This is a genomic window from Desulfurobacterium crinifex, from assembly GCF_054656775.1.
On record NZ_BAAHXO010000004.1, the window covers coordinates 1,561,606 to 1,581,786 of the forward strand.

The 20,181-nt window shown below is 39.6% G+C and carries 17 protein-coding genes; 4 read left to right on the top strand and 13 right to left on the bottom strand.

The genetic code is table 11. From position 1 onward, the window contains the following. Positions 1-149: 149 nt before the first annotated feature. Positions 150-656: a pantetheine-phosphate adenylyltransferase gene (gene coaD, locus ACYQ3A_RS10110; RefSeq protein WP_459897182.1), complete on the top strand. Its 507-nt coding sequence runs from the start codon at positions 150-152 to the stop codon at positions 654-656. Between the two features lie 73 nt (positions 657-729). On the opposite strand, the gene gpmI is transcribed toward coaD, so the two are convergent. Next, complete coding sequence (gene gpmI, locus ACYQ3A_RS10115; RefSeq protein ID WP_459897183.1) at positions 730-2,313, bottom strand: 2,3-bisphosphoglycerate-independent phosphoglycerate mutase; 1,584 nt, start codon at positions 2,311-2,313, stop codon at positions 730-732. A gap of 28 nt (positions 2,314-2,341) precedes the next feature. Further along, positions 2,342-3,094: a tRNA pseudouridine(38-40) synthase TruA gene (gene truA / locus ACYQ3A_RS10120; protein WP_459897184.1), complete on the bottom strand. Its 753-nt coding sequence runs from the start codon at positions 3,092-3,094 to the stop codon at positions 2,342-2,344. Between the two features lie 40 nt (positions 3,095-3,134). Here truA and ACYQ3A_RS10125 point away from each other — a divergent pair, with 40 nt between their 5' ends. Continuing rightward, positions 3,135-4,277, top strand: coding sequence for a cation:proton antiporter (locus tag ACYQ3A_RS10125; RefSeq protein WP_459897185.1), 1,143 nt, complete (start codon positions 3,135-3,137; stop codon positions 4,275-4,277). 284 nt (positions 4,278-4,561) lie between these two features. On the opposite strand, the gene glnD is transcribed toward ACYQ3A_RS10125, so the two are convergent. Genes glnD through ACYQ3A_RS10155 form a run of 6 tightly spaced genes read right to left on the bottom strand, consistent with a single transcriptional unit; the run spans position 4,562 to position 11,825 of the window. Beyond that, on the bottom strand, positions 4,562-7,183 hold the full coding sequence (gene glnD / locus ACYQ3A_RS10130; RefSeq protein WP_459897187.1) for a [protein-PII] uridylyltransferase: 2,622 nt from the start codon (positions 7,181-7,183) through the stop codon (positions 4,562-4,564). Further along, on the bottom strand, positions 7,180-7,737 hold the full coding sequence (locus ACYQ3A_RS10135; protein WP_459897188.1) for a phospholipase D family nuclease: 558 nt from the start codon (positions 7,735-7,737) through the stop codon (positions 7,180-7,182). The genes glnD and ACYQ3A_RS10135 overlap by 4 nt, the downstream gene beginning before the upstream one ends. 44 nt (positions 7,738-7,781) lie before the next feature. Next, complete coding sequence (secG, locus tag ACYQ3A_RS10140) at positions 7,782-8,060, bottom strand: preprotein translocase subunit SecG (protein WP_459897189.1); 279 nt, start codon at positions 8,058-8,060, stop codon at positions 7,782-7,784. Beyond that, positions 8,057-8,812: a triose-phosphate isomerase gene (gene tpiA, locus ACYQ3A_RS10145; RefSeq protein ID WP_459897190.1), complete on the bottom strand. Its 756-nt coding sequence runs from the start codon at positions 8,810-8,812 to the stop codon at positions 8,057-8,059. Before tpiA ends, secG begins: the two co-directional genes overlap by 4 nt. 11 nt (positions 8,813-8,823) lie before the next feature. Next, positions 8,824-10,059 carry an ATP-dependent Clp protease ATP-binding subunit ClpX gene (clpX, locus tag ACYQ3A_RS10150; RefSeq protein ID WP_459897191.1) on the bottom strand — a complete coding sequence of 412 codons (1,236 nt, stop codon included), beginning with the start codon at positions 10,057-10,059 and terminating at the stop codon, positions 8,824-8,826. Between the two features lie 59 nt (positions 10,060-10,118). Continuing rightward, positions 10,119-11,825 carry an HD-GYP domain-containing protein gene (locus ACYQ3A_RS10155; protein ID WP_459897192.1) on the bottom strand — a complete coding sequence of 569 codons (1,707 nt, stop codon included), beginning with the start codon at positions 11,823-11,825 and terminating at the stop codon, positions 10,119-10,121. 104 nt (positions 11,826-11,929) lie between these two features. On the opposite strand from ACYQ3A_RS10155, the gene ACYQ3A_RS10160 reads away from it, so the two are divergent. Then, positions 11,930-12,559, top strand: coding sequence for a phosphoribosylanthranilate isomerase (locus tag ACYQ3A_RS10160; RefSeq protein WP_459897193.1), 630 nt, complete (start codon positions 11,930-11,932; stop codon positions 12,557-12,559). A gap of 56 nt (positions 12,560-12,615) precedes the next feature. Further along, positions 12,616-13,116, top strand: coding sequence for a ferritin-like domain-containing protein (locus ACYQ3A_RS10165; protein WP_459897195.1), 501 nt, complete (start codon positions 12,616-12,618; stop codon positions 13,114-13,116). 89 nt (positions 13,117-13,205) lie between these two features. Here ACYQ3A_RS10165 and aspS read toward each other — a convergent pair whose 3' ends face one another. The 5 genes from aspS to ACYQ3A_RS10190 form a co-directional block, all read right to left on the bottom strand. Further along, complete coding sequence (gene aspS, locus ACYQ3A_RS10170) at positions 13,206-14,996, bottom strand: aspartate--tRNA ligase (protein WP_459897196.1); 1,791 nt, start codon at positions 14,994-14,996, stop codon at positions 13,206-13,208. Between the two features lie 127 nt (positions 14,997-15,123). Beyond that, on the bottom strand, positions 15,124-16,011 hold the full coding sequence (locus tag ACYQ3A_RS10175; RefSeq protein ID WP_459897197.1) for a TonB family protein: 888 nt from the start codon (positions 16,009-16,011) through the stop codon (positions 15,124-15,126). Further along, complete coding sequence (locus tag ACYQ3A_RS10180; RefSeq protein WP_459897198.1) at positions 15,999-18,566, bottom strand: PD-(D/E)XK nuclease family protein; 2,568 nt, start codon at positions 18,564-18,566, stop codon at positions 15,999-16,001. The genes ACYQ3A_RS10175 and ACYQ3A_RS10180 overlap by 13 nt, the downstream gene beginning before the upstream one ends. Then, a complete protein-coding gene (locus tag ACYQ3A_RS10185) occupies positions 18,567-19,430 on the bottom strand; it encodes a prephenate dehydrogenase (RefSeq protein ID WP_459897199.1) in 864 nt (287 codons plus the stop codon). A 54-nt stretch (positions 19,431-19,484) separates the two neighbouring features. Beyond that, a complete protein-coding gene (locus ACYQ3A_RS10190) occupies positions 19,485-20,063 on the bottom strand; it encodes a class II aldolase/adducin family protein (protein WP_459897200.1) in 579 nt (192 codons plus the stop codon). Positions 20,064-20,181: the final 118 nt, after the last annotated feature.

A 20,181-nucleotide genomic window follows, 5' to 3' on the forward strand; every position in this document is an offset into this window, starting at 1 on the left:
TTTCTAAATATGGATAATATTTTTTTTATATAAGTTAGGCTGAATATAAGATTTTCATTATTTAAGCTATTGGGTTCATAGAGGCAGAAATAGAAAAATTTTTGTAGAATATCCCGAAACTCCCGACAAGGTTATCTGAAAGGAGCAAAATGATCAAAAAGGCAATCTACCCCGGAACCTTTGATCCGGTTACTCTTGGACACCTCGACATAGTAAAACGTGGAGTAGAGATATTCCAGGAACTGATTATTGGAATTGCCGAAAATCCAAAGAAAAAACCTCTATTTTCTCTTGAAGAACGAAAGGAAATGTTTGAAGAAAGCCTTAAAGAGATAGGACTTTACAACAAAGTAAAAGTAAAAACGTTCAGCTCCCTTCTTGTTGAGTTCGCAAAGAAAGAAGGAGCCGTAGCAATACTAAGGGGAATAAGAATCATATCGGATATGGACCACGAGTTCACAATGGCTTCCATCAATAGAAAACTCTACCCAGAAATTGAAACTGTTTTTCTCATGCCCTCTGATGAATATGCCTACCTTTCTTCATCTGCTGTCAGAGAAATAGCTTTCTACGGCGGTGACGTATCTCAGTTTGTTACCGAATTTGTAGAAAGAAAGTTAAAAGAAAAAATCGCCAAGATAAAAAAGGATAGATAATCCGTTTCTCAAAGAGAAATCTCCAGGAAACTATTAAAGGGAGAAACCCTCCCAAACGGGAGGAAAAATACAATTAGAAACTTCCTTCTACAATGACATCTCCTGTCATCTCAGGAGGAATTTCTTCACCGAGAATGTAAAGAATAGATGGAGCTATGTCTCCAAGAATTCCTATAACAGGAATTCCTGCAAATTCTTTCGGAAGTTCAACGTCTTTCTTTTCTCTTCTCTTAACTCCGTAAGAACCGCACTCTCCCTTGATAACAACAAAAGGAACAAAATTTGTGGTGTGAGCAGTCCAAGGATTTCCCGTTTCTGGATCTACCATCTGCTCAGCATTTCCATGGTCTGCAGTTACTATACAGATTCCCCCTTTTTCAAGCGTTGCTTTAACAACTCTTTTTAGGCATTTGTCAACAGTCTCTATCGCCTTTATTGCAGCCTCAAGGTTTCCCGTGTGACCAACCATATCTGGATTTGCAAAATTCAGGACTATAAGCCTGTAATCGCCGTTCTCTATTCTTTCAACAACCTTATCGGTTACCTCAAAAGCGCTCATCTCAGGTTTCAAATCGTAAGTTGGAACCTTTGGAGATGGAACAAGGATTCTTTCTTCCCCAGGAAAAGGTTCTTCCCTTCCTCCATTGAAGAAGTAGGTAACATGGGCATACTTCTCAGTTTCAGCTATTCTCAACTGCTTGTAGCCAAGCTTAGATATAACCTCTCCCAGAACGTTCTTTAGATCTTGTGGTGGAAAAGCTATGTCAAATGGAAAGGTCTCATCGTAGAGAGTCATTGTTGCAACGTAGGACGGTTTAATAACCTTCTTCCTCTCAAAACCATTAAAGTCAGAAAGTCCAAGGGCGGAAACTATCTGTCTCATCCTGTCAGCTCTGAAGTTATAGAAGAAGAGAACATCTCCATCCTCTACAAGACACTCAGGAGAGATTACGTAAGGTTTAACAAACTCATCTGTTTCACCTCTATCGTAAGCCTGGAAAAGGGCTTCTATCGGATCTGTACACTTGGAACCCTCACCTAAAACCATTGCATTGTAGGCTTTCTCTGTTCTATCCCACCTTTTATCTCTGTCCATATAGTAGTAGCGACCACCCATTGTAGCGATTTTTCCAACACCAAGCTCATTAATCTTCTCGATAAGAGCTCTTAAGTACTTTTCCGCACTTTTGGGAGGCGTATCTCTACCATCAAGAATCGCATGAACACAAACCTTTTCCAGCCCCTCCTTTTTTGCAAACTCAAGGAGCGCAAAGAGGTGCTCAATGTGGCTGTGAACACCACCGTCAGAAAGGAGACCAATAAGATGAAGTTTTTTATCTTTTTCTTTTGCTGTATCAATTGCTTTCTTGATTACAGGATTCTTAAAAAAGTCTCCGTTTTTTGTAGACTTTGTAATTCTAACTATATCCTGCCAGACTATTCTTCCAGAACCGATGTTCATGTGTCCAACTTCAGAGTTTCCCATCTGACCTTCTGGAAGTCCCACAGCTTCGCCCGATGCCTTAAGAAGACCTCTTGGGTAGGTATTCCAGAGATAGTCCCAGAACGGAGTATTTGCTAAAGCAATTGCATTTCCTTTTTTTTCAGGACTATATCCGAAGCCATCTAAAACCACAAGAGTCACAAACTTTGCCATTCTCCACTCCTATAATTGAAAATTGTTCTCAATAAGGATAGTCATCGTAATATACTTTTTCAAGGTAAAGACCATCTGGTGGAGCTAAAAAAGGAGCAAATTTCCTGTCTTTCTTATCTCTGATCACTTCCACATCTTCAGGAAAAAGTTTTTCCCTCCCAACTTCAATAAGAGTTGCAACCATTATCCTCACCATATGCCTTAAGAAAGACCTGCCAAAAAAAACAAACTCAATCAGGTGGTTCTCTTTTTTAATCTCTATGGAATCAACTGTTCTAATAGGATTTACCTCTGTTTTCCTGTCCGATTTTGAGAAAGAAGTAAAGTCAAAAGTGCCGATGAGAAATCTTTTTGCCTTTTCCATCGCTGAAATGTCAAGTCTATACGGAACAAACCAGGAACGTCTGTACTCAAAAGGACTTGGAATCTCCCTGTTAAAAACTCTGTATTTGTAGCGTTTTCCCTTAGCCCATCTTCGAGAGTCAAAGTCAAAAGGAACCTCTTCAACAGAAACAACCTTTATATCTGGAGGAAGAAGGCCATTTAATGCGGATTGTAATTTGTAGAGAGGAATCTCTTTCTCTGTTCTGAAATTTGCTACCTGACCGAGTGCATGAACTCCTGCATCAGTTCTACTTGCGCCAGTAAGCTTTACAGGATGCTGGAGAATTTTCTCAAGAATTTCTGTGATCTTTCCCTGAACAGTTGACTTTCCTGGCAACTTCTGCCAGCCGTAGTAATTAGTACCAAGGTATTCAATCGTAAGCTTTATGTTTCTCAAGATCTACCTCGTCTGTTAAAATTTCTATTCCGGAGGTTATGTGAAACTACAGACAGAAAGCCTTATCGTAAGCATCCTCATAATTTTAGCAGGGATAGCCGCTTTAGAGATTGGGTTTTCTTCATCTATACTTGAAATTTTGACTGGAGTCTTTGCTTCAAACTTTCTAAAACTTGGAGACCTCAACTGGATAGACTTCCTCTCCAATCTTGGCCTCTTGGGTTTAATGTTCTTTGCAGGGCTCGAAACAGATCCAGAACTTATGAGGAAAAACTTCCTGAAAAGCCTGTTTATCGGCTTCTGCTCCTACTTTTTTCCTCTCGTAAGTATTTTCTACGTTACCCACTACATTCTGAAATACTCCTTTGAAGCCTCAATTCTCATAGGAATTGCCCTTTCCACAACCTCTCTGGCACTTGTCTATCCGCTCTTGAAAGAAAAAAACCTGTTAAAACTTCCAGCAGGACAGATTCTCCTTGCTGGAGCAATGGTTGTCGATATTTCAAGCATGCTAACAATGAGCTTCCTCTTTGAAGGCATAAACATCTATAACCTGATATTCTCACTTGCACTGTTACTTCTCCTTTTCAGACTTCCAAAGTGGGGAGAGATGCTCTTTGAAAGGTATGCTGGCAACCAGATAGAGTTCAGAACAAGGTTTATCATCGTAATTCTGATAGGTCTGGGATTTCTATCTGAAACCGTCCACATAAATGAAGCTGTCCTTGCATTTACGACAGGGATTTTCTTCGCTGAGTTTTTCAGGAAAGACCATCTGACTGAGAAAAAGATAAGAGCTATTATTTTCGGTTTTCTTGCTCCGTTTTTCTTCTTCAAGGCAGGATATACTGTGAAACTCTCCGTAATCTCTTTGAAAGTCGTTTTCTTATCACTTCTTCTCGGAATAATTGCATTTTCAACCAAATATATTGGTACAGTTTACGCAACAATAAATCTCTTCAGAGGAACCGTATATAAGCTTGCCGGTCTCTTTTTCAACATGAGATTGACCTTTGGAATCGTTGCCTCACTCTTTGGATTAAAAGCAGGGATAATTGATGAAGAAACGTATGTGGCACTTCTTCTGGTAATAATTACAACCTCTTTTATCTCTTCAATAATATCCAACAGAATGCCTTATAAGATAGAAGGGGATATTCTGGATGATATTTTTAAAATTTGAACCCAACTGGAGAATAGATGTGGTTTAAAGAGTTAAAACCTCTAATAGAAAGTATTTGAAACTTTTAGAAGAGTTCCAGAAAGTTTTGAAGAATTTCCTGATTTTCAAACCGGATTACAATTTTCGTTGAGCCGTGTTATCCAAAAGAGGCACTAAACGAAACTGAAAGACATTACAAACTGGTGAAATTTGCCGATAAAAATCTCTTTTTGGAAGCGTTCAGACTGTAACAGGAATTTTTGAATGTGTTGAAAATCCAAGAAGAGGAGAGTTCTTCCTGAAGGTTACTTAATAACTTGGAGGATTCTCTCCTCCAGTTCTTTAAGAAATTCCTCATCGGTTATCTTTTTATACTCCATATCCGTTATGTAAAAGCTGTCTATTACTCTATTACCTTCTGTGGCAATGATTGCCCTTCTCAAACGGGTTTCCATATCAAGGAGAACCTTTGTTATTGTGTAAAGAACACCTAACCTATCGTAAGTTGAAACTTCAACGATAGTGTACTTATCAGAAGTCTTGTTATCGATTTTCACCTTATTTGCAGGAAGAGGAACACTTCTTCTAAAACTCTTCGGCTTCATCAGATCCTGCGGTAGGTCTTCAGGATCGAATTCGCCAAGATAAAGCTTTTCAAGAATCTCCTCAAATTTTTTCACTCTATCACAGGGAAGTACCTCTCCTGCTACTGTCGAAACATGGATCGTGTAAACCATACAGTCACAGTCATCTTCTATAGCTCTGCTTATGTTGGCTCCCTTTATGTTTATTCCAAGGTAAGAGAGAATCCCCGCAATCTTATTAAAAAGTCCTCTCCTGTATTTTGTAACTATAGTTAGCTTTGTAAAACCTATGTCTGGATAACTCTCGTGGTAAACTGCATACTCCTTCCCTTTTTTTCTTATCTCTCTCATCAGAATGAGATGTCTGGCAATTTCGTCCGATGGATAGGTAATCAGATAATCTCTATCAGCATTTTCGAAGAATCTCTCCACAGACTCCAGACGAATTCTTCCTTGAAGAAGTTTCTTGACCTTCTCCTTTCTTCTTTGAAGCTTTTCAGATATAAGCTCTTCGACTCTCTTCCCTTCAACAAAAAGAGAAAGAGTAACATTATAAAGTTTCCAGAGGAGAGAGCTTTTCCAGTTGTCCCATGCTCCAGGACCTACAGCTTTAATGTCTGCATAGGTCAAAAGAAAGAGCTTTTTTAGCCTATCTTCTGTTTTACATTCATTTTTAAACTGTTCTATCAGCTCTGGATCGGAAATGTCCCTTCTGAAGGCAAGGTGGGACATCAGAAGGTGGTTTTTAACAAGCCATGCAGCCTCTTCTATCTCCTCAGGAGAAAAGCCCATTTCAGAAAGGTACTTTCTTGTTAAGCCAGCTCCAACTATCTCATGTTTTCCAGGTTTACCCTTGCCAATGTCGTGGAAAAGCGCAGCTATGTATAAGACGTGAGGGTTTTCAAGATCCTGAAGTATCTGGAAGAAATCTTGCTTTTCTCTAACAGAGGTTACATTTGTTCCCTTCTCCTCTATCTTTTCGAGCTCCCTTACCGTGAAAATTGAGTGAATGTCTGTTGTAAACTTGTGGTAAGTATCAAATTGAAAGTGCCCCCTGAGTCTTTCAAAGTCCGGAATGAGAGCATCAAGAACCTTACAGTTGTGCATGAGCTCAAGAGTATAAGAAAGCCTTTTTAAGTTTAGAAGAATCTCTTTAAACTCATTAAGAACTTCCCTTTTCCTGAACTTTCCTTTGTTCGTCTCTGCTGAGAGCTTGAAGAGTGAAAAAGCATTTGCGGAAAGTTCCAGTCCTCTCTCTTGAACCAACCTAAATCCCTTTAAAACGAGAAGAGGATCTCTTACCAGCTCACTTTCTTTATCCTCTTCAACATAAAGAACGTTTTCCACTACGTAAAACGTATCTTCTATCAACTCCTTTGACTGAAAGATAGAATGGAAAGAAAACTGCTTTTCCTTTTTCTCTAATTCTTCAAGTGCTCCTTTTATCACTTCCTTCGTTATAACCGATAGATCTATTGCAGCATTAAAGTAGCTTTTCATAAACTGCTCTATTCCTTTTCTATCCCGAGAGAAGCCAAAGAAATCTGCCACACTTTTTTGCATTTCAAACGAGAGAATATCACTTTTCCTTCCTGAAGAGATATGAAGGTGATTTCTCACCCTCAGAAGGAAGTCGTAAGCCGAGATAACATCCCTGAAACTTTTCCAATCAAGAATCTTTTTATCCAAAAAACCGGAGTAGTTATCTATCGAATAGACAATCTTTGACACCCAGAAAGCCTCGTGGAGATCCCTCAATCCCCCTTTGCTCTCTTTTACGTTTGGCTCCTGATAGTAAACAGTTCCGTAAAACCGCTTATATCTATCGTTCCTACGTATAATTATCTCCTCAACCAAGGACTTTTTGTTTTCCTCTATGAGGGTGCCAAATTCATCCGTAAACCTTTCATCTATACTTCTATCACCAGCAAGGAATCTCCTCTGGAGAAGATTCGTAAAAACTGAGAGATCGGACTCTGCAAGCTCCAGAGCTTCAGTAATGCTTCTTGGAGCAAACCCGAGATCAAGTTTCAGGGAAAGGAGGAAATAGTAAAAAGCCTCAATATCCTCAAGATGACTTTCAGAAAGTTTCCTAGAATAAATCAAATTCACATCTATGTCTGAATGGAAGTTTAGCTCCCCCCTACCATATCCACCAAGAGCATAAAAAGCTATCGGTACATCCCACCTACCGAAAAAGTGATTAAAGGCTGGCTTTAGTAGGGAATCAAGAGCTTTTCTCAGTTCATCAGCAACAGTAAACCCAGTCTCTTTCTGGAGGTGGAGCTTTTTTATCCGCTCCCTTTCAGAGAAAAACTTCTCCTTCAGAGTCTCTATCGTCAATTTGTAAGACCTGCCATCTCCCAGAGTTTTTTAAAGTTCCTTTCGTAAGCATCTATAACTTCACTGGCACCCTTTATTACAACCAGATTTTCATCGTTCCTCTTCTCAGCACTTACTGTCCAGTTGAAACTACCGGTTATGAGGATCTTTCCATCAATCACAGCGTACTTGTGGTGCATCAAGCCACCACCGTTTCCCTTTTTGTATCTAACAGGAATACCTGCCGCTTCCAAAACAGGACCAACACAGTTCTTTGATCTCGCTGTTCCCTGATCAATGATAACTCTTACTCTTACACCTCTATTATGGGCTTTTATCAGAGCTCTCGCTATTGATTTACTTGTAAAACTGAAAACCGCCACATCTATATGGTTCTTAGCACGGTTAATTTCGGAAATAACTGTAGAGGTACAGCCACCACGTGGAGAGAAATAAGGAGAGATAGATACTTCAGAGGGAGAAGTACTCTCTACTTGGGATTGCTGACAGGATGAAAATAGAATAAAAGCTAAAAAAACAGCATAGGAATAGAGTTTCTTAAATCCACCCTTCAAACTTCACCCTCCCGGTTTTTATCACCTCTAAATCTTTATTGAAGTTACTTCGCCTTCTCTACCTTTACCTTTTCAACAACAGAGCTCTCCTGGGCAAGCTTTGAACCAACAACCGAAAGGATCAAAGAGTTAAGCATAAAGAGAGCTCCCAGTATAGCAGTAGTCTTTGTAAGAACTGCCCCTGTGTCTGCGCCAAAGGCAGATGATGCGCTTCCTCCACCAAGGAGTGAACTGGTATCTCCCTTTCCGGGCTGGATAAGAACAACTATTATCAGAAGAAGAGCAATAATTGCATGAAAGATAAGCAAAGCGGTAAACATCATGCCTCCATATCAAACTTAACTATTTTCGCAAAGCTTTCAGCCTTAAGACTTGCTCCACCAACAAGAGCTCCATCGATGTTCTCCATATTTAACAATCCCGCAGCATTCTCAGGCTTCACACTTCCGCCGTAGAGAATCCTTACAGAGTTCGCTTTTTCATTTCCGAACATATCCGAAAGTACCTGACGTATAAAGAAATGAACCTCTTCAGCAAGCTCAGGTGTTGCCGTTTTACCAGTTCCTATCGCCCAGACAGGCTCATAGGCTATAACGAACTCAGCATCTCCATCAATGCCTTTCAATCCCTCTCTAACCTGCTTCTCAACAACTTCCTGCGTTTTTCCGTTTTCCCTCTCCTCTAAAAGCTCTCCAACACAGAGAATTGGAATAAGCCCATGGTTAACGGCAGAGAGAATCTTCTTATTTATAAGCTCATCGGTCTCTCCGAAAATGTGCCTCCTCTCAGAGTGCCCGAGTATAACGTAAGAACAGCCAGCATTTTTGAGCATCAAAGGTGAAATTTCCCCTGTAAAAGCTCCCTGCTCCTCAAAATACATGTTCTGTCCACCAAGAACAATGTTTGAACCCTCTAGCTCTTTCGAAACCGGATAGAGAGCTGTAAATGGTGGACATACTAAGATGTCCCTATCGTTGACATCCTTTACAAGTTCTTTTAACTCCCTGACAAGGTCGAGAGCTTCCGGAATAGTCTTGTGCATCTTCCAGTTCCCAGCAATTAAAAGCCTTCTCACAACTTCCCCCGTTACGAAGCCTTTGTAAGCTCATACTTTGGCTTGCCAGTTTTTACAGCATCAGCGTCAATTATAACCTTCTTTATATCTTTTCTGTGAGGAACCTCAAACATAACGTCTGTCATTATTTTCTCCATTATTGCCCTGAGTCCTCTTGCGCCTGTCTTACGCCTTATAGCCTCTTTTGCAATCTCTTTCAAAGCTTCTTCTGTAAACTCCAATCCAACTCCTTCAAGCTCAAGGAGTTTCTTGTACTGTTTAACAAGGGCGTTCTTCGGCTCTTCAAGGATCCTGACCAGATCCTCCTCTGTCAACTCATTGAGAGTTGCAATAACTGGAAGCCTTCCAATGAGCTCTGGGATTAAGCCAAACTTAACAAGATCCTCTGGTTCAACGTGTTTAAGGAGCTCACTCCTTTCTAACTTGTTTCTCTTAACGTCAGCAGTGAAGCCCATTCCACCTTTACCAATCCTCTTTGCAATTATGTCCTCAAGTCCAACAAACGCTCCACCGCAGATGAAGAGAATGTTTGAGGTATCTATCTGAATATATTGTTGGTGTGGATGTTTCCTTCCACCCTGTGGAGGAACGTTTGCAATTGTTCCCTCAAGAATCTTAAGGAGTGCCTGCTGAACACCTTCTCCAGAAACATCTCTCGTTATGGATGGATTTTCACTCTTCCTGGTTATCTTGTCGATTTCATCTATGTAGATGATTCCCCTTTCAGCCTTCTCTATGTCGAAGTCAGCAGCCTGAATGAGTCTGAGGAGAATGTTCTCAACGTCTTCTCCAACGTATCCAGCCTCTGTCAGAGTTGTGGCATCAGCTATGGCAAATGGAACATCAAGAAGTTTTGCAAGAGACCTTGCAAGGAGGGTTTTTCCTGAACCTGTTGGACCAATCAGAAGAATGTTGCTTTTCTCAATTTCAACGTCAGAAGTATCCTCGTTTGACATAATTCTCTTATAGTGGTTATAGACAGCAACTGATAAAACCTTTTTCGCTTCTTCCTGACCTATAACATACTGATCAAGAAACTCCTTTATTTCCTTAGGGGTTGGTAATCTATCAACGCTTACAGGAGCTCCAACTTGTTTCTTTTCCTCACTGTGTATGAGTTCGTAACACTCATCAACACAGTAGTTGCAAATTGCCACACCGTTTGGACCTGTTATAAGAGCCTCTACATTTGACTGATCTCTTCCGCAAAAAGAACATTTCCTCATAGGAACTCTTGTTTCAAACATACACTCTACCTCTCTTCACTGTTTTCAATCAAACAAAATATATTCCTTTTTTTATCCATTTATAAGAGGCGCTTAATAGAAATTCCAGGACGATCAAAGTAGGAATAAAGATAATCTATGTCCTTTGAATCAGATATAACCAAGAACTCTCCTTCATACACTTCAACCATGTGGAACCATGAAGTATCCAAAAACTGAGAAATAGTGTTCTTTATGAACCTCATAGGATCAATGTTTTCAGCACTAACCAGCAAGATACAAGGCTTCTCTGGAAAAGAGTTTCCCAATACAATGTTACTTCCAGAACTTAACTTTCTCATTCTATCAAGAATTTCTGCCTCCAGAAAATTCACTCGATAACCTTTGGAAAGAGGAATTTTCTCAAGAACTTCTTTCGCAATGGGAAATATTTCCGGATCAAAATCCTTCTTATTCTTCTCCATAATTTTGAAAGCTTCTTCTTTTGAAAGGGCAGCTCTATAAGGCCTCTCTGATGTTAATGCATCAAAAACATCAGCAATTGCCAAAATCCTCGAAAGGTAGGGTATCTCTTCTCCTCTCAATCCATCAGGATAACCAGAACCATCCCATTTTTCATGATGATGTTTCACCACCTTAGCAATGCGTGACATTCCCCTTATACTATTTAATAGAGAGTAACCAACCGTAGCATGAAGCTTGATGATTTCAAACTCCTCCTTAGTTAAAGGAAGAGGCTTAAGCAATATCTTATCAGGAATAACAATTTTTCCAACATCGTGAAGAAGGGCAGCAATCTTAAGATTTTCCTGTTCAGATTTACTTAGCCCAAGAGCTTTTCCTATTTCAAGAGCATAGTAAGCAACATTATCAGAGTGTCCCCTGGTATAAGGATCCCTTAATTCTATCGTTCTTGTAAAGATTTTTATTAACTCCTTTGCTCTTCTTCTTTCTTGAATTAACTGTCTCATATTAAGAAGAACAGGAATTAAGAGACTCACCATAGAAGGAACAATTATTTTCCTATACAACAATTTCTTCGGTTTTTTAACCTTTATTCTCAGAGCTCCTAAGCTGAATTCCTGATATTCTTTTGAGGGATTTCCTATACTTAACTTCAGCTCATCAACACCACTATTAATTTCAAGAAAACCAATCCCTAAGTAAGACGTAAGTTTTAAAAGATTTTCCCTTAGAATGTCCATTCTTGGATTTTTCTGGATTTCTCTTACTAAAACCTGAATTTCAAGAAACTTCAAAATCGTATTTACGAATATACCCGACATAGTTGAGAAAAGAAGTGCAAAAACTAAAGAAACATCAAAGAAAATTGACTCATGTTCCCTTAGATTGGCTGGTGAACTAAACATGACCAAACTTAAATATACAAGATAAACCACAATAAGGAAGTTATTCCAGCCATAGAAAACAATATAGAAGAAGTTAAGGATTATGAAGTAAGTTTCCGTTATAAAGACAACCTTTGTGTCAAATACAATGTTAATTACCGTAGCGACTATCGGGGCTAAGAAAACGAGTTTGCTGAATTTAGGAGAGTTTTCATAGTAGATAAGAAAAGAAACAACAACTTGAATAATTCCAGGAATCGTGTAGTAGAGGAGTAACATGCGCCATACCTGGCTAAGTTCTATATTCCCAGATAAGTAATTGAAGACAACTTCTCCAAGGATTGGAAAAGCCAGAAGAACTGTAATACCTAAGTTGACAAGTGCGAAGAGTCTATTGACATTCTTTTTCCTGAGGAAGTTAACAACCTCCAAACCCAATGTAGCACTCCTGATTTAGACTTTTGATTCAAAATAAAATTATAGCTAACTTAATAGCGCAATTCGTGATAATATTTTTATAAAAAATAGCTAAGGAGCTCACAATGGTAAAGGTCAAAATATGCGGGATAACAAACCTTGAAGATGCACTAACCGCTACTGAGGCAGGAGCAGACGCACTTGGTTTCATACTCTATTCAAAAAGCAAGAGATTTATAAAAGCCAAGGATGTTAGAAAGATTACCTTGAATCTTCCTCCGTTCATTCTAAAAGTTGGAGTCTTTGTTAACGAAGACCCACGGAATGTTCTGGAAATTCTCAGCTATGCCCATTTAGATTTTGCACAGCTCCACGGAGATGAAACTCCAGAAGAGTGTGAGTATATAGGAGCAAATAGAGTAATAAAGGTTTTCAGGCTAAAAGAAATTGCTGAGATTGAAAAGATAGAACCTTACATTGGAAAAATAAGGGCTATTCTCCTTGATACTTACTCTAAGGATTCTTTCGGTGGAACAGGAAAAACCTTCAACTGGGAAATTGCAAGAGCAGTAAAAGAAAGATTTGACATTCCGGTAATCCTCTCAGGTGGACTGAATCCTGAAAATGTTGCAAAAGCCATTAGAGAGGTCAACCCTTATGCTGTTGACGTGAGCAGTGGTGTGGAAACAGAACCAGGAAAGAAAGACAAGGAAAAGGTTTTCCAGTTCGTAAAAGTCGCAAAGTGCTCAACTTAGTTGCAGGTTATTTTTTACTGCTATAAGTTCAAAGGAAAAGGTCTAAGGAGAATCCAATGGGAACAAAGGGAAGAGAACTTGTAGGAGAACATGCCGATAAAATCGTTGAACTTCTCAACAAAGCACTCTGTGATGAGTGGCTTGCATACTATCAGTACTGGGTAGGCTCAAAAGTCGTTAAAGGACCTATGAAAGATGCCGTAATCGCTGAACTTATCCAGCACGCAAACGACGAGCTAAGACATGCAGACATGCTTGTTGCAAGAATCTTAGAGCTCGGAGGAACTCCCGTTCTATCACCAAAACAGTGGTTTGAACTGACAAACTGCGGCTATGACGCTCCAGATGATCCATTTGTAAAAAAAGTTCTGGAACAGAACATAAAAGGAGAGCAGTGTGCTATTGATACATATAATGAAATATTAAAAATCACAAAAGATATTGACCCTATAACTTACAACATTGCTCTTCAGATTCTTACAGATGAGGTTGAACACGAAGAAGATCTACAATCTCTGCTTGAAGATTTAGACAATCTGAAATTTTTGAGAGACTGAAAGTCATCTTGAGTAAATTCTTCGTGCTTTTTTCAAGAATGAAGTAATAAACTACCAAATTAAATTTAGGGCGGGAGAACCCCGCCTGATTACTCTTCTTCCTCTTCTTTAACAACTTCAATGTGGAGTTCCTCAAGCTGTTCCGGTCTAACTGTATCTGGAGCTCCAGTAAGGAGACACTGCCCTCTCTGAGTCTTTGGAAATGCTATAACGTCCCTGATTGACTCCTCTCCCCTCATGATTGCACAGAGTCTGTCAAGTCCAAAAGCCATTCCACCGTGTGGGGGAGCGCCATACTTCAGTGCCTCAAGGAGAAATCCAAACCTCTCCTGTGCCTCTTCATCTGAAAGACCAATAACCTTGAACACCTTTTCCTGAATATCCTCTCTATGAATACGAATACTTCCCCCACCAATTTCAACACCGTTTAGGACCATATCGTAAGCTCTTGCTCTAACTTCACCAGGATTTTCAAGAAGCTTTTCAACATCTTCTTCCTTTGGACTTGTAAATGGATGGTGGAGAGCTTCCCATCTATTCTCATCCTCATTCCACTCAAACATTGGGAAGTCAACAACCCACAGAACATTTATCTTGCTATCATCAATCAGATTTGCCATTCTTCCAAGTTTCAATCTGAGATTTGAAAGTGCCGCATTTACAACGTCAGGCTTATCGGCAACGAAGAAGAGAATATCTCCAACTTCAGCTTCAAGCTTCTTTAAGATTTCATTCATTTCTCCTTCTGTGAAGAACTTAACAATTGGAGACTGAAGACCTTTATCTGTAACCTTTATCCATGCAAGACCTTTAGCACCGTAAATTCCGACAAACTTTGTAAGGTCGTCTATCTCTTTCCTTGAGAGGGTTGCACCACCTTTGAAGTTGATAGCTTTTACAATTCCACCATTTTCAACAACAGCCCTGAAAACCTTAAAGCTACATTTTTCAGCAATATCAGTAATCTCTTTCAACTCAAGACCAAACCTCGTATCTGGTCTATCTGTTCCAAAGCGGCTCATTGCCTCATCGTAAGACATAACTGGAATTTCACCAATCTCAATATCGAGGAGCTCTTTGTAAAGCCTCCTTAAAACCTTTTCAGCAATATCCATGACGTCTCTTTCACGAACAAAGGACATCTCAAAATCTACCTGTGTAAACTCAGGCTGCCTGTCAGCTCTCAGATCCTCGTCCCTGAAGCACCTCGCAATCTGATAGTACCTATCAAATCCAGCCACCATCAGAATCTGTTTGAAGAGCTGTGGAGACTGTGGAAGAGCGTAGAACTTTCCTGGATAGATCCTGCTCGGAACTAAGAAGTCCCTTGCTCCTTCTGGAGTACTCTTTGTCAGGTATGGTGTCTCTATCTCGATAAAGCCTTCTTCATTGAAGACATTCCTTGTAATCTGGTAAAGCTTATGTCTGAAAATGATGTTATCCATCATCTTTTTTCTTCTGAGGTCAAGGAAGCGATACTTTAGCCTGATATCCTCTCCAACCTTTACATCATCCTCAATTGGGAAAGGAAGAGGTAAGGATTTGTTAAGTATTTGGAGCTTCTCTGCGTAAACTTCTACTTCTCCCGTCTTCAGCTTTGGATTTTCAGTTCCCGGAGGTCTTCTTCTAACTTCACCTTCAACAGCTATGACATACTCGTGCTTCAGTTTCTTTGCCTTCTCAACCAACTCTTCACTGATCTCAGGAGCAAAAACTATTTGAATCTTTCCAGTTCTATCCCTTAAATCCGTGAAGACAACACCACCATGATCTCTCGTCGTATCAACCCATCCAGCGAGTCTTACTCTCTTTCCAATATCTGAAGTAGAAACCTCTCCACAGTAAGAAGTTCTCTCAAAATTTCCAAGGTGTTCAAGCATTCCAGTTACCCCTTCTCTTAAAATTTTGAAAATGAATTATAGTACATTGCATTACCCCCCTTAAAAATGGAAAAAGAAAAAAATTCTTTCCTTTGTAGGAGGAGTTATAGGAGATTAAAACTTGCAATTATTTGAGCTCGTACCTTATTGGAATTTCCACATCGAAAGTCTCTTTCTGATACTCAGGTGGAAGAGGGGGAAAATCGCATTTCTTTATCAGTTTTAAAGCCGCTCTGTCCAAAATCTTATTTCCGCTGGACTTTACAACACTTACTTCCTTTAATTTTCCTCCTCGATCAACAACAATTCTCACAACCACTTTTCCCTCTACACCCAACCTTCTTGCCAGAGGAGGATAAAACTTTTTTCTCTCAATTTCCCGAATGATTAGAGAAACATAACTCTCTCTATTAAACTCCTTCTTATTAGTGCTAACAACTGGCTTTCCTTTTTCAGCTTCTCCTTCCGAAACAGATTTTTCAGCCACATTTCCACTTTCTACGTTACTCTTCTCTCTTTCCAAAATCTGCTGCTCCGTTTTCATTTTCTCCTTTTTCACGTTCTCTGCTGATTGAATACCCGAACTCTTCTCCTCTATCCTATCTTCTCTCTTTTCTGTATTCTGTTTAACTTTCTGTAAACTCTCTTCTTCTTTTTCAACTACTCTGGAAACCTCCTTTTTTCTCTCCTCTATTTTCTTCTTTTTAACCACTTTTCTTTCAAACTTTTTTGTCTTCTGAACCTTAACATTCTTCTTCTCCTTCTCTCTTTTTCTCTCTTTCTCTTTCTCCTTTTTCTTTCCTTCTTTACGCTTAACCTCATGAATTTTTTCTGGACTTCCTTTATGGGCTACTTCCTTCTCTGCAACAATTCCAGTTTCAGAAAAGTCAAAAACTACAACATTTTCCGTCTTAATCTTTTTAATCCGGAAATCAAACTTGACGAAGAGAAGCGGAATATGGAACAGCAGAGAAATAAAAAGAGCCAGCAAAAAAGTTCTGTTTAGGTTTTCCATTGCTTCAGAATATGTCTCAGTATTTCAGTAAATCGGTTTTTAAACTCAAGAAGTAACTCTGAAGAGAGCTGGTAATCATCATAACAGGAATCTTCCTTGATTTCCACTTTCCAGTCGTCCGTAATGCTAAATCTGTGAGGAATAAAATATCCGTTCTTCATAGCTATGATAGAAAGAGCTGCAAGAATCCCTGCGGCTTTAAGCTTTTTTCTACTCTCCTCACCGGTGAAAGAAATCTTCCACTTCTCAGGAGGAACATCCTCCTTAGCTCTTGATACAGAAATAAAGTGAAAAACAAGATCTCCAAATTCTTCTTCTTTCAGTACTGAGATCAAATCCCCTCCTTTCAATGCCATACCGTAGAGAATAACCTGAAGGGAATGAGGACTCGGAGGAGCATAAAAACTTTTTCGGCTTTCTGAAACATTACCCTTTTTGAAATCAACTATATGAGTTTTACCATCTATCTGACTGATAAAGTCAACTCTCCCTTTCAAAACAACATCACTTACTTTAATAGAAATCTCCACTTCCTGATCGGCTTCTTTACTGTAGATCTCATGTCCTCTGAAGAAGTCTATAAACCGCTTAACGTTTTCACGGAAATAGGGTTTTAAAAGAGGCACAACGGGATCCTCTATTCGAGAGGTTTTCTCTTCAAAGATTTCATCAAAGATGTTCTTATCAAACCCCGTTTTTAACATCCTCTCAATTGATTCATGGTAAACAATCCCTTCAAGGATATCTAAGGTTACCTCTCCATCCTTAAAAACAAGAGAAAAAAGAGCTTTGGCTGGACAGTCAAGGTAATTGACGATATCTGTTACCGTCAGATTCTTAACAATCTGTTTAGCCACTTCTTTCTTTACGTAGAAATTGTAAAGAGCACTGGAACTCCTATTCTTCCAAACGTATATACCTCTTTCCTCTCGGGATTGAGGTTTCTTTTTTTCTTTGAAAACCTGATAACAGTTAAAAGCAACATGGGAGACTATCTCCTTATAGGAATCGGAAACTTTCACTTTATTTTGTATCTGATCAACAAAAAGGGATCTTCCCCTGAAACGGTTGTAGGTCAGGTAGAGTCTTTTTAGAGGGAGGGAAAGGAGGTTGTAAAAGGTCAAAAACTCATAGCTGATAAGCCTCTCCCTTACAGGGAAAGGCTGATGAGAAACAGAGTTTCTGCCAAGAATTTCGTTGATTTTTTCCCTCTCTTCGTAGGAAAAATCTGGATCAAAGGGAAATGTCCTTGGATAGACACCTTCTGAAACATCATCCATGATTACAGCTTTCGGCAAGAGGGAAACAATCGATTCTGGAGTTCCCACATGGACTCCAAAAGGTTCATTTTCCTCTATTAGATAGTACCTTTTGATGAAAAGTTTCGAAAGCTCCTTAGCAGCCTTTTTTGGTGTCAACTTTCTCTCAGGGAAGAGACCTCTCAATCTTAGACTGAGCATCTCTTTGTAGAACTTTTCAATCTGATTAAAAACTGCTGGTTCATCAAAATTCTCTGTGAAATACCTCTCAAGCATCCACTCTGTCCACTCAAGGAGCGTTCCAGCTCCATCATCAAGTTCCAACAACTTATGCAAAGAGTTTTTTACAAAAGGACTGGCAGTTAGAGGAATTCCTCTGGTCTGAAACCTCAAAGGAATACCTCTGTCCTTAGAGAGCTGATAAAGCAAAGGAAGAATCTCATCAATAGTTCTTCCTGCTATCGCTATCTCGTGAGGCTGAAATCCCTCTTCAATCAGCGTTATTACAGTATCAACAATGTACTTCGCATCCTCACTTCTTGAAGAAAAGGGTCTAATGTTAACTTCAGTTTCTGTTTTTATTTCGATATCCCCAAAAAGGGAAAGGGTTTTTGAGAGAGGGTTAGGTTCAACTTCTTCTATTTCCCAGCCGTCTGGAAAACTTTCTCTGTTTGAGGAAGAGAGCTCCGAAAAAAACTCTTCAGAGTCTTTGAAACGTAGAATTTTGACCTTCCCGGCATTTTTGAGAAATTCGATTTCAGCAGGAAAAAGAAATGCTGGAAAAACAACAGACACAAACGGGAAGTTATATTCCAATTTCGATGCCTCAAGAAAGAGGTTAGGGATATCTGTCCCGTTTACTTCTCTAAGGAATCCTCTATAGTTTTTGATAATTTCGAGAGTTGTTTTGAGTTTTTTCTGAATTTTCCTGTCAAGGAGAGGGAGTTTCTCCTCTATTTCCTCTTCAGACAGATTGTGCTGGAAAATGTCTCTTAACCTTTTATCTACAATCTCAACATAGCCTGCGTCGGAGGGAAGTTCCCTTCCTGCAGTTTCCATTGCTTTTGAAATAAGGAAAAGCCTCTCCTGATCGGATAGAATTCTCTTATTCTCAAAATTCTCGTTGAAGGCATCAATCACAAGTTCCTGAAGTGTTCCGGTAAATTTTGAAAAGATTGGTTCTTTTAACTTCCTAAGAACAAGGAGCTCGAAATAGGTCGTAAACTGCCTTACACCAAAGAAGACTCTCTCACCAGCCGAGAGTCTTTCAATTTCCTGCGAGAAAAGATTTTCCATCTATTTGACAGAGCTCCTCTTCTCCTTCGACTTCTCAAAGAAATCTTTGAGCTCTTCTTTATCTGCTTTTTCAATCAATCTTTCAACCTTCTCTATGGAAGCTTTGAAAGTTTTCAACGCTTTTAGAAGATTTTCCCTGTTCTCTATACAGATATCTCTCCACATGATGGGATCACTCATGGCAATTCTTGTAAAGTCTCTGAATCCACCTCCTGTAAGCTGGAAGAGGTCAGTTCCCAGATCATTAGAAAGTTTATCTATCGCATCAACTATCGAATAGGCAACAACGTGGGGAAGATGACTTACGGCAGCGAAAACTTTATCATGGTAGAAGGGGTCCATCTCAATCACTTCAGATTCCAACTTTCTCCACAGGGAAACAACTTTTCTTAGCGCCTCTCTGTCCGTATTTTCCGTTGGAGTAACAATGAACTTTGCACCGCTAAAGAGATTCTCAACGGCATTCTCTACGCCAGATTTTTCAGTTCCAGCTATCGGATGTCCTCCAACAAAAGGAGCAACACCTTTCAAAATCTCCTCACACATATAAACAAGGTGTCCTTTCACGCTTCCAAGGTCGGTAACAACAGCATTTTCAGATATATAAGGTTTTAGCTGCTGGAGAACCTGTCTGTAAACTCCAACGGGAACAGCCAGAACAATTAGATCTGCATCCGCAGCTACTAAGTGCTTAATACTTCCTGAGTCTATAACCCCCAGTTCAAGTCCTTTCTCTATTGCCTCCGGGTTTATATCAACAGCTGTTATCCTTCCCGGGAAACCCTTGAGCTTCAAGTTAAGCGCAAAGGAACCTCCAATCAGGCCGAGACCGACTATGCATACCTCTTTAAATTCCCAGTCCAACTTACCTCTCCATCATGTAGTTTTAATTCTTCCCTTGCAGGGAATATAGGGGGGTTACCTCTCTATAGCTTTCATGATTGAGATTATTTTACAGGAGTTTTCAAGAGCGGAAAGGTATTTAAGAGCTTCTTCAAGCGTTTTTCCTACCGCAAAGGGACCGTGAGACTTCACAACGGCGGCTGGAGACTCCTTCAAAAGTTCCGGCAACTTCTCTGCAACTTCATCTGAAGAGACAACCTGTTTTGCCGAAAGAACAGGAATTTTTCCGAGTAAAAGCCTTCCCTCTGAATCAAGAGGAACAATCTCATCGTAAACAAGAGAGCAGGCCACAGTATAAGGAGAATGGGCATGAACAATACCCTTCACCTCTGGAAGAGCTTTATAAATTGCCCTGTGTACTTTCAGCTCAATGGAGGCTTCCGAATCAAGATCAGGATTCTCTTCTAAGGTTGTTACAACTATATCAGCAGGTTCAAGATACCCAAGCATTTTTCCGGATTTTTTAATCAGAATGTAATCATCAATCCTCATACTGATATTCCCACCGTGGGTATCTGTAAGACCAGACTCAAAAATTATCCTGCCAATCCTGACAAGTTCCTTTTTTTCCTTTAAAAACGGTGAACAACCCATTTAGAAACTCCGTAACAAAATTTCATCAGATAATATATCCAAAAATTTCTTTTTCCTTGATCCTCATATATCCCCATCATATAGGAAATCAAAAGGACAGGGGATTTTAGCATCTGTA